The 7,833-nt window shown below is 53.1% G+C and carries 6 protein-coding genes; all 6 read left to right on the forward strand.

From position 1 onward, the window contains the following. Nucleotides 1–260: 260 nt before the first annotated feature. The 6 genes from rpsB (at nucleotide 261) to metA (ending at nucleotide 7,419) form a co-directional block, all read left to right on the forward strand. Complete coding sequence (gene rpsB / locus BLT02_RS01025; RefSeq protein ID WP_092990986.1) at nucleotides 261–1,028, forward strand: 30S ribosomal protein S2; 768 nt, start codon at nucleotides 261–263, stop codon at nucleotides 1,026–1,028. 131 nt (nucleotides 1,029–1,159) lie between these two features. After that, nucleotides 1,160–2,107, forward strand: coding sequence for a translation elongation factor Ts (tsf, locus tag BLT02_RS01030; RefSeq protein WP_092990987.1), 948 nt, complete (start codon nucleotides 1,160–1,162; stop codon nucleotides 2,105–2,107). Between the two features lie 349 nt (nucleotides 2,108–2,456). Next, on the forward strand, nucleotides 2,457–3,329 hold the full coding sequence (locus BLT02_RS01035) for an adaptor protein MecA (protein WP_092990988.1): 873 nt from the start codon (nucleotides 2,457–2,459) through the stop codon (nucleotides 3,327–3,329). Beyond that, nucleotides 3,326–4,030 carry a pseudouridine synthase gene (locus BLT02_RS01040; protein ID WP_092990989.1) on the forward strand — a complete coding sequence of 235 codons (705 nt, stop codon included), beginning with the start codon at nucleotides 3,326–3,328 and terminating at the stop codon, nucleotides 4,028–4,030. Before BLT02_RS01035 ends, BLT02_RS01040 begins: the two co-directional genes overlap by 4 nt. 84 nt (nucleotides 4,031–4,114) lie before the next feature. Continuing rightward, nucleotides 4,115–6,256 (forward strand): NAD-dependent DNA ligase LigA, encoded by a 2,142-nt coding sequence (gene ligA / locus BLT02_RS01045; RefSeq protein WP_242869656.1) that lies wholly within the window; start codon nucleotides 4,115–4,117, stop codon nucleotides 6,254–6,256. A 215-nt stretch (nucleotides 6,257–6,471) separates the two neighbouring features. Continuing rightward, complete coding sequence (metA, locus tag BLT02_RS01050; RefSeq protein ID WP_092990990.1) at nucleotides 6,472–7,419, forward strand: homoserine O-acetyltransferase MetA; 948 nt, start codon at nucleotides 6,472–6,474, stop codon at nucleotides 7,417–7,419. The last annotated feature ends 414 nt before the right edge of the window (nucleotides 7,420–7,833 follow it).

A 7,833-nucleotide genomic window follows, 5' to 3' on the forward strand; every position in this document is an offset into this window, starting at 1 on the left:
GTCTTTTTATCAGACACGCGTCCCAGCGGATGCCGGTGCTTTTTATGTCGATCATTCACAAAGGAGCGCTGCGCACAGATCTGCCCTGTACAGGACAGTCCCGGTGCGTAACACTTACCACGTAGAAGATCTTCTTAAGAAGTGGCAGGATCCTCACAGACCGCGAAAGGGCGCGGAAGAACGAAACTGCCCTGTATGGTCTTTCAATACCGGATCATAAAAAGAAGAAAGCAGTTTCCTTTAACCAAGGAGGTAAAAAAATGGGTATCGTATCAATGAAACAGCTCCTCGAAGCAGGCGTGCACTTCGGACACCAGACAAGACGCTGGAACCCCAAGATGGCTCCCTATATCTTCACAGAGCGCAACGGCATTCACATCATCGACCTTCAGAAGTCTGTCATCCTCGTAGATGAGGCCTACAAGGCAGTCTTCCAGATCGCTGAGCAGGGCGGCACGATCCTGTTCGTCGGCACCAAGAAGCAGGCACAGGACGCAGTCAAGGCTGAGGCTACCCGCTGCGGCATGTACTATGTCAATGAGAGATGGCTCGGCGGCATGCTGACCAACTTCAAGACCATCCGCAGCCGTGTGGATCGTCTCCGCAAGATCGAGCAGATGGCTCAGGACGGCACCTTTGATGTCCTTCCCAAGAAGGAAGTTGCAAAGCTCCAGAAGGAGTGGGACAAGCTCGAGAGGAACCTGGGCGGTATCAAGGATATGCACCGCATTCCCGACGCGATCTTCGTCGTCGACCCCAAGAAGGAGAGGATCTGCGTGGCAGAGGCTCACGCTCTCGGCATCACTCTGATCGGTATCGGCGATACCAACTGCGATCCCGAAGAGCTCGACTTCATCATCCCCGGAAATGACGACGCGATCCGCGCTGTCAAGCTCCTTTGCAGCAAGATGGCAGATGCAGTCATCGAGGCAAACCAGGGCGCAGAGGCCGATTCCGCTGAGCAGGATGCTCTGGCAAAAGAGTCTGCCGATTCCGAGGCTGAGCAGGATAAGGAGGGGACTCTCTGATCCTTCAGGACTATTCAGAGAAGAACCGTGTAGATTGATAATGAACTGAAATTGAATATGCTGTTTCAGGCCGGGTCTTCCGGCTTGAAATCAGCGTATGGAATATACGATAGATCGAGAGGTATTAGATTATGGCAATTACAGCTGCACAGGTCAAACAGCTGCGCGAAGTTACCGGCGCAGGTATGATGGACTGCAAGAAGGCTCTGACAGAGACCAACGGCGACATGGATGCCGCTATCGAGGTCCTTCGCAAAAAGGGTCAGGCTAAGGCAGAGAAAAAGGCAAGCAGGATCGCAGCAGAGGGCATCTGCCTGATCGCCAGCAACGGTGATCAGGAAGCCGCTGTCGTCGAAGTTAACTCCGAGACAGACTTCGTCGCTCAGAACGAGAAGTTCCGCACCTACGTCGCAAAGGTCGCCGATCAGGCCCTGAAGACAGCCTCTGCTGATATCGAAGCTTTCATGGCAGAGCCCTGGATCGATGATGCAGCCAAGTCCGTCAAGGATGCCCTGGTTGACATGATCGCTGTCATCAGCGAGAAGCTCAGCATCCGCCGCTTCGAGAAGGTCGTTGCCGAGGACGGCTGCGTCGTGACTTATCTGCACGGCAAAGGCCGCATCGCCGTCATCGTTGACGCCAAGACCGCTGTTGTCAATGACGCTGTCAAAGAGGCGCTGACCAACATTGCCATGCAGGTCGCTGCCATGAATCCCAAGTATGTCTCCGTGGCAGATGTTCCCGAAGAGTACAAGGAGCACGAGAAAGAGATTCTTCTCGCACAGGCAGTCGAAGAGAACGAGAAGCTTCCTGAGAACAAGCGTAAGCCTCAGAACATCATCGAGAAGATGCTGATCGGCAGACTTAACAAGGAACTCAAGCAGATCTGCCTGTATGACCAGGTCTATGTCAAGGCCGAGGACGGCAAGCAGACCGTTGCTCAGTATCTCCAGCAGGTCGGTAAGGAAAACGGCACAGAGATCACTATCCGCCGTTTTGTCCGTTTCGAGACCGGCGAAGGCATCGAGAAGAAGGTCGAGAATTTCGCAGAAGAGGTTATGGGTCAGATCAAGAGGTAATACTTCCTCTTTGAATGCGCCGGATTTTGCAATTATGCGCCTGTATGGTTGTTTTCATACAGGCGCTCTTTTCATTTCCTGCCGCAGAAAATGAATTTTTTTCTCTTGCGGACATCTGCTGTGAACGAACTGCATCTTGTAACTTTCCCGGCAAAAGGGTATGATGAAAAAAACAATACAGTCAGAATTACAGGCGCTTTTGCGTGGCTTTAACGCATTCAAGACTCGCTCTCGGGTATTGCGCGATGAAGCAAGTTTCTATTTTTGCGCGCGTATCCCACGACTGAAGTCACGGGTATTGCGCGATGAAGAATAAACCGAGTTCTAACATGTTTTTTGCAGGAGATTTATGAAGATCAGAAGAATTAATGAAAATACGATCAGCTGTATCATCTCCCCGGAAGATCTGCGGGCAAACGGGTTCAGGATCGACGATTTTTTTGAAAAGAAAAAAGAAGCGGTCGATTTTATCCGTTCGACAGTCATTCAGGCAGCAATCTCGGAGAATTTTGATCTCCAGGGAGAGTTTACGACCATGCGCGTCTCTGTTTTGCCGGATCATTCCCTGAGTCTTTTGATCACAAGGGAGGACTCTAAAGAGGGCGCAATTAATGAGGTGCGCCGGATCGCGAAAAACATCTTCGAATCGATCGCCGCGAAAGCAGCTGAGGAGTCTGCCGGAAAGACCGACGGGCAGGATGCCCAGGACAGCCTGATCGGCTCGATTCTTTCTTCAGAAAAGCATCCGGAGAAGGAAGCGAAGACTGATGGAGAAGACCGGGATAAAACCGCCGGTAAAAAGCCGGAATCCTATATGTTCTCATTTTATACCATCCGGGATGCAATGGACTGCTGCAGGGTATTTGCCAATGCCGGACCGGTCAGCTCGTCGCTCTATTACCTGAAGGAGGACGATGTCTATTTCCTGATCCTTCGTCGGACCGACCGCACACCTGAAGGTCTGGAGAGATGGATCCTTTCGGCAAATGAGTTTGGAGAACTTGTGACCTCGGAGGAGCAGCATATCTCCTTTGTCACTGAGCATGGGATCTGTATTGAAAAAGACAAGGCCATTGAAGTGTTCATGGAGGTTATGCCGGGCGGGAAGATTCCCAGGATCCGCAGAAAACCTTCTGCCAAAAGCAGTCCTGCAACAGAGGAGCCGGGTGAGGATGTCTCTTCTGCCTCTTCAGGGCCTGCATCGGAGGCGGCTGCCCAATGAGACTGAACCAGTATATCGCGTCCTGCGGGATCTGCTCCCGCAGGGAGGCGGACCGCCTGATCCAGGCCGGAGAGGTTCTGGTGAACGGGGTCCCGGCTGTCCCCGGTATGCAGATCGGGGGAAAAGAGACTGTCAGTGTGCGGGGAAAGGTGATCAGGCCTGCCCGGGAGCCGGTGGTCGTTGCCTGGTATAAGCCAGTGGGCGTGACCTGCACCGAGAGGGATCCTCACGCCGAGAGGACCATCCAGGATGCCTTCCGCTATCCGGTCAGGCTCACCTATGCGGGAAGGCTCGACAGGGATTCGGAGGGGCTTCTCATCATGACCAATGACGGGAAGCTGATCGATGCCATGATGCGGGCCGCTAACGGCCATGAAAAAGAATACTACGTCCGCGTGCGCAGCAGGATCTCTGACGGGGACCTGCACAGACTTGCCTCCGGCATGTATTTAAAAGAGATTGGAAGAAAGACAAAGCCCTGCACGGTAAAACGGCTGGGCGACAGGACGTTCAGTATCGTGCTCACTGAGGGTATGAACCGGCAGATCCGCAGAATGTGCGCCGTCCTGGGGCATGAGATCCGGTTCCTCAAAAGGGTACGTGTCCTTAACGTCGAGCTCGGCGCTATGAAGCCGGGACAGCAGCGCAGGATCACCGGGAAAGAGCTGGAGCAGCTGTACAGCCTTGCTTTCCCTTCATGACCGGTATGATCTGCATGATCTGCATTGCGGAAGGACCTTCGATAGTCATATCTGCAGGCACCAGAATCAATTGAGGAGAAGAAGATGGGGGGAGACAGGAAGGAACTCTCTGCTGAGACCAGAAGCCGTATGGAATACCTCGCGGGACTTTTGAACGAAGCTTCAGAGGCTTACTATGCCCGCGATACGGAGATCATGTCCAACCTGGAATATGACCGCTATTATGATGAACTCCAGGCTCTGGAAAAGGAGAGCGGCTTCGTGCTGTCCGGCTCTCCCACACTCCGCGTCGGTTATGCTGCCGTGGATGAGCTTCCCCGCGTGCGTCACGAACAGCCCATGTTGTCTCTCGACAAGACTAAATCCAGGGAGGCCCTGGCACAGTGGCTGGGAGACCAGACAGGCCTTCTGTCCTGGAAGCTTGACGGCCTTACGGTCGTACTTACCTATGAGGGAGGAAAGCTTGCCCGCGCGGTGACCCGGGGCAACGGGGAGATCGGCGAGGAGATCACCGCCAACGCGGCCGCTTTCCGCAATCTCCCGGCAGTGATCCCTTTCAAGGGAAAGCTGACGCTTCGGGGAGAGGCGGTCATCCGCTATTCGGATTTTGCCGTGATCAATGAAGAAATTGCCGCGGAGGCTGCCGCAAAGGGAACCCTGGAGGACGTCAGGTACAAAAATCCCCGCAATCTCTGCAGCGGCTCCGTCCGGCAGCTGGACAGCTCTGTCACAGCGAAACGCCGGGTGCGGTTCTATGCCTTCACCCTGGTGGAGGCTTCTGTGGTTTCATCTTTCGGGCAGTCTGTTCCGGACTTTCACAATTCCCGTCTGGAGCAGCTCAGGTTCCTGCAGGACCAGGGCTTTGAAACGGTGGAGACGTCTGTTGTGACCGGAGAGACCGTAGCTGATCAGGTCGATCTTTTTGAACAAAAGATTGCGGGATTTGATATTCCGTCGGACGGCCTGGTCCTTTTGATGGATGACATCGCCTATGGGGATTCTCTGGGCAGGACAGCTAAGTTCCCCCGCAACGCCATTGCCTTTAAATGGGCGGACGAGCAGCAGGAGACTACTCTGAAAGAAGTGGAGTGGAGCGCCAGCCGCACAGGCCTGATCAATCCCGTTGCCATTTTCGAGCCCGTGGAACTGGAGGGAACGACCGTAAAGAGGGCTTCCGTCCACAATGTCAGCATTGTGCGTGCCCTGCAGCTGGGGATCGGCGACAGGCTGACCGTCTACAAGGCCAACATGATCATTCCCCAGATCGCGGAGAATCTGACCAGGTCCGGGACCCTGGAGATCCCGGAGGTCTGTCCGGTGTGCGGGGGAAAAACGGAGATCCGCCGGGAGATCGATACAGAGGTCCTTGTATGTACGAATCCGGAATGTCCAGCCAAAAAGATCAAGGCCTTTACCCTTTTCGCCAGCCGCAGCGCCATGAATATCGAAGGTCTGTCCGAGATGACCCTGGAAAAATTCATCGCTGAAGGCTTTATCCATGAATTTGCGGATATCTACCATCTGGATCAGCACCGGGATGCCATCGTGGATATGGAAGGCTTTGGGGAAAAATCCTATACCCGCCTGATCGAGAGCGTGGAGCGGTCGCGGCAGACCACCCTTCCCAGGCTTGTCTATGCCCTCGGCATAGCCGGCATAGGCGCGGCCAATGCCCGGATCCTCTGTAATCATTTTGGAGAGGACCTGGATGCTATGGCAGCTGCCTCCGCGGAGGAGATCGGACAGGCGGAGGGGATAGGCCCCGTGCTGGCCGCCGCGGTCTCAGAGTGGTTTGCCTCTGAAAAGAACAGGTCTGTCCTGGAACATCTCCTGAAGGAAGTGCATCCTGTCCACAGGGCATCGACCCGTCCCTCCCGTCAGGCAGAAGCTTCGGAAGGCGGACTGACTGCCGCCGGCCCCGGCGAAGGCGGGACAGGGGGACTGTCTTCAGAGGATCAGGAAGGCAGCACGGAAACCGGGCCCGACCCCATTGAGGGAAAGACCTTCGTCGTAACTGGAAAAGTATTTCACTTCTCCAACCGGGATGAACTCAAGGAATTCATCGCCGACCGGGGCGGAAAGGTCACGGGCAGTGTCTCCGCGAAGACAGATTATCTGATCAACAACGATGTCACTTCGACATCCTCCAAAAATAAAAAAGCCGCCCAGCTGGGGATTCCGATCCTTTCCGAAGAGGATTTCCTCAAGCTTGCCGGCGAGGCATGACTTAAACGTAACAGACTTGTTTTTCCAGGCCTTTTTTATAAAGTTATAAAGTTTTGTAAAAACAGTAACGAATACTTTTTTACGATCAGAAAACGGATGGTTCTGAAACAAGTAAGCAGAAGTATTTTTAAGGAAAAACAAAAATCAGACATCAGACAGCAAACAGCGCCTTTTCCTGCCTGCAAAGCTGTGGAAAAGTGGAAAAGAGGAAACTAATGCCCATCAGGATTCAGAACAACATACCGGTCAAGGAGATACTGGAGAGAGAAAATCTGTTTGTCATTGACGAGAAACGAGCCATTGATCAGGACATCCGTCCGCTCGAGATCTGCATCTACAACCTTATGCCGACCAAAGAGGAGACAGAGCTCCAGCTCCTGCGAATGCTTTCCAATACCCCGCTTCAGCTCAATATCACTTTTATGAGGACAAGCATGCACCGCTCGGTCAATGTTGCAGCCTCTCACCTGATGCAGTTTTATTATACTTTCGAGGAACTCAGGGATAGCCATTTTGACGGGCTGATCATCACCGGAGCTCCTGTGGAGAAAATGGAATACGAGGAGGTCGATTACTGGCCGGAGCTCTGCAGTGTTTTTGAATGGAGCAAATCCCACGTGACGAGTACCTTCCACATCTGCTGGGGGGCGCAGGCCGGCCTCTATTACCACTATGGCCTGCCCAAGCGTCTTCTGGACAAAAAACTCTTCGGCGTATATTCCCACAAAGTCCGTCACCGCAAGGAACCCATTGTCCGCGGTTTTGATGACTATTTCCTGATCCCCCACAGCCGCTACACAGAGGTTCCCGCCAAGGCGATCCACGCCTGCAAAGAGCTCCGGATCCTTGCGGAATCCGAAGAAGCGGGCATCCTTCTGTGCATGTCCAGAGATGGGCGAAGGTTTTTTATTATGGGACATCCGGAATACGACCGCAATACCCTCAGGGATGAGTACAACAGGGACGTCCGCAAGGGTCTGCCCATAGAGGTCCCCAAGAATTATTTCCCTGATGATGATCCCACGCAGCGTCCCCTGCTGCAGTGGCGGTCTCACAGCAATAACCTTTACTGCAACTGGATCAATTATTATGTCTACCAGGCGACTCCTTACGACCTCAACGAGATCTCTGAAAAGAACTGGGAGTGGAAGCCCAAAGAATAGACAGCTGAAGAATAAACAACTGAAAAACAAACAGACAGAGGCCGGCAGGGATTCCTTTTTTCTCTGTACTTCTGCCTGCAACGTGGTCAAACGAGCGTCAAATTAGGGAAATTTCACACTGAAGCCTGAAAATGGGTACAAAGAACCAGGCGTATCTGCGATTTTTCTTTAAAAATCGCCAATACATCTCTTTTGAAAGCGTAATCAACCGGAGTGATTACCAGTTTCCAGGTACAGCAGGAGAAGAGCCGGTGCACCTTTGAGGCTCTGCATGCAAATTCAGCAGACGAGTGTGCCAAAAATAAGTGGTGTGCCAAAAATCAATGATTTTTGGCACAATGGATTGGTAATTAAATCCACTTGCTGAAAGGGGTCTCCGGGTCAAGGTTCAGCTGAGCGATCTGACTCCATCTG

Origin of the sequence: Sarcina sp. DSM 11001 (genome assembly GCF_900101015.1) — a bacterium.
Taxonomy (GTDB): Bacteria; Bacillota; Clostridia; order Lachnospirales; family Lachnospiraceae; genus CAG-791.